Below are 2,979 nucleotides of genomic sequence, written 5' to 3' on the forward strand. Positions count from 1 at the left end.
TCCGGTGGGATATTGGGGCACATGCTCCGTATCGACGCCGACGGCTTCCTGCCGGTCTCCACCGAGTCCATCCCGTGGGGTCCGGAACAGCAGGTGGCGGGCACGCCGTTCGACTTCACCTCGCCGCGCGCGCTCGGCGACGGCCTGCGCGCGCCCGATCCGCAGGTCAAGGCCGCCGACGGCTACGACCACTGCTGGGTGCTGCGCCCGCCCGCCGACCCCGGGGTGCCGCGCACCGCCGCGGTGCTCCACGATCCGGGCAGCGGCCGGACGATGGAGGTGCGCACCACGGAACCCGGCATCCAGGTCTACACCGCCAACCGCCTCGACGGCTCCCTCGCCGGTCCCGACGGCCGCCGCTACGGGCCGCACGACGCGGTGTGCCTGGAGACCCAGCACCTGCCCGACTCGCCGAACAGGGCCGACTACCCGTCGACCGTGCTGCGGCCCGGCGAGGTGCTGCGCAGCCGCACCGAATTCCGCTTCCCGCACCTGGCGGGCGGGACTCGGCGGCCCACGGGCGGCGGGGAGCGGCCGTGACCGAGCCGGCGCCGCTGCTGGTGGTGGACGGCGCGAACGTCGTCGGCTCGGTGCCCGACGGCTGGTGGCGGGACCGGCGGGGCGCCGCGGCCCGGCTGCGCGACCTGCTGGTCCCGCTGGCCGCCGCCGGGCTGCCGGCGGCGAGCGGTGCCCCGCCGTGGGCGACCGGCGTACCGCTCGACGTCCTGCTGGTGACCGAGGGCGCGGCCCGCGGGGTGCCGCCGGTTCCGGGCGTGCGGATCGAGGAGGCCCCCGGCAGCGGCGACGACCTGATCGCCGGCCTCGCCGCGGACGCCGCGGGCCGCCCCTGCCTGGTGGTCACCGCCGACCGGGGCCTGCGGGCCCGGGTCGAGGCGGCGGGCGCGCACTGCGTCGGCCCGCGCGCGGTCCGCCCGCGCTGAGTCCCGGCGGGCCGTCGGCGCTGAGTCCCTGGGAGGACGTCCGCGCTGGGTCGCGGCGGGCCGGACACCACGTCCGATATCCGCTAGCCCCGGGTCCGGCGGGTGGCCATACTGGACACATGGCGACCGAGGACAGCAGGTACGAGGCGGTCCGCAGCCGGGACGCGCGATTCGACGGGGTCTTCTTCTTCGCCGTGTCGAGCACCGGGATCTACTGCCGGCCCAGCTGTCCCGCGATCACGCCCAAGCGGGCGAACGTCTCCTTCTTCCCGACCGCCGCGGCTGCGCAGGGCGCCGGGTTCCGGGCGTGCAGGCGCTGCCGGCCCGACGCGGTGCCCGGCTCCGCGGACTGGAACGCCAGGGCCGACGTGGTGGGCAGGGCGATCCGGCTCATCGGGGACGGCATCGTGGACCGCGAGGGCGTCGCGGGCCTCGCCACCCGGCTCGGGTACAGCGCCCGCCAGGTCCAGCGGCAGCTGAACGCGGAGCTGGGGGCGGGGCCCATCGCGCTCGCCCGGGCCCAGCGCGGCCACACCGCGCGCGTGCTGCTCCAGACCACCTCCCTCCAGGCGGCCGAGATCGCCTTCGCGTCCGGTTTCGCCAGCGTGCGGCAGTTCAACGAGACGATCAGGGAGATCTACGCGGCCACCCCGACCGAACTGCGGGCCGCCCGCCCCGGCCGCGGCTCCCGCTTCGGCCCGGTCGCCGCCGCCCCGGCCGGACCCTGCGGGGACCACGGCACCGCGACCGGTGTGCCGCTGCGGCTGGCCTACCGCGGCGGCTACGACTCCGCGCAGGTCTTCGACCACCTCGCCGCGCGTGCGGTCGGCGGCATCGAGGAGGTCACCGGCGACCGCGGCGCGCGCGTCTACCGCCGTACGCTGCGGCTGCCGCACGGCTCCGGTGTCGCCGAGGTCGAGGAAGGCCTCGGCAGCGGCGGCTGGCTCGAATGCCGGCTGCACCTCGGCGACCTGCGCGACCTCACGACGGCGACCCAGCGGGTGCGGCGGCTCTTCGACCTCGACGCGGATCCGTTCGCGGTCGCGGAACGCCTCGGAGCCGATCCGGCACTTGCCGGGTCCGTCGCCCTGCGCCCGGGGCTGCGGGCGCCGGGCACCGCCGACCCGGAGGAATTCGCGCTGCGCGCGGTCATCGGTGACGCCGCGCGGGCCGCCGCTGTCGCCGTGGCCTACGGCGAGCCGCTGGCCGCGCCCAGCGGCGGCCTCACCCGGCTCTTCCCCCGCCCGGCGGACCTGGCGGAGGCCGAGCTGACGGAGGTGGACGCCGGCGTCCGCCCGGTCCTGCGCGCGGTCGCCGCCGCGCTTGCGACCGGCGGGCTGCGGCTCGATCCCGGGGCCGACCGGGACGAGGCGGAGCGCCTGCTCGCGGCGCTGCCAGGGGTGGGGGTGCGGACGGCCGCGGTCATCCGTATGCGGGCGCTGGGCGACCCCGACGTCCTGCTCCTGCCGGGCTTCGCCCCGGCCCCCCGGTGGCGCCCCTGGCGCACGTACGCGACCCACCACGTCTGGGCGGCCTCGCTGTCGCGGGACCTTCCCCCGGCGGCGAACGTGCCGCGCAGTTCCCCGCGCGCCTGAGGGGGTTGCCACTTGCGGTGGCGCCCGCGCGTTGCGGTGAGCCTGTGGCCGAGCGCGCAGTTCCCCGCACCCCCGAGGGGGCGCCACCTGCCGTGGGCCTCACGCCGCGCGGTGTTCCTCGCGCCCCGAGGGGGACGCCGGCCGCAACTGCTCCTCGGCGCCGGGGCGGTCGTCGCGGGACGCGGGCGGGCGTCCTCAGGGGCGCGGGGAACTGCGCGAGCAAACCACCGCCGGGGAAGGTCCGGGCGCGAAGGGGCGGGCGGTCTACCGCCCATGCCGTCGCAGGGACTCCCTGCGGCGCCGTTCCTCGTCGAAGAGCCGCAGGAACTTCTGCGTGCTCTCGTCCGGCTCCTCCGCCCCGTCCTCCTCCTCCCGGAGCACCCCCTGCTCGCGCAGTTCGCGGTCCTGGACCATGACCGGGGGGACCGGGTCGGGGTCGGAGG

3 protein-coding genes are annotated in these 2,979 nt (G+C 77.6%); all 3 read left to right on the forward strand.

Going from position 1 to position 2,979, the window contains the following annotated elements; genetic code table 11:
- On the forward strand, positions 1-540 hold a 540-nt coding region (locus tag V7E46_RS30340; RefSeq protein WP_443054400.1), incomplete at its 5' end, for an aldose epimerase family protein.
- Positions 537-941, forward strand: coding sequence for an NTP pyrophosphohydrolase (locus V7E46_RS30345; RefSeq protein WP_333771412.1), 405 nt, complete (start codon positions 537-539; stop codon positions 939-941). The genes V7E46_RS30340 and V7E46_RS30345, both read left to right, overlap by 4 nt.
- Positions 942-1,060: 119 nt before the next feature.
- The gene (locus V7E46_RS30350; protein ID WP_333771413.1) at positions 1,061-2,536 is read left to right on the forward strand and encodes a DNA-3-methyladenine glycosylase 2 family protein; all 1,476 of its coding nucleotides are present in this window, start codon (positions 1,061-1,063) and stop codon (positions 2,534-2,536) included.
- Positions 2,537-2,979 lie beyond the last annotated feature (443 nt).

Source organism: Streptomyces sp. IBSBF 2435 (assembly GCF_036815005.1).
Lineage (GTDB): Bacteria > Actinomycetota > Actinomycetes > Streptomycetales > Streptomycetaceae > Actinacidiphila.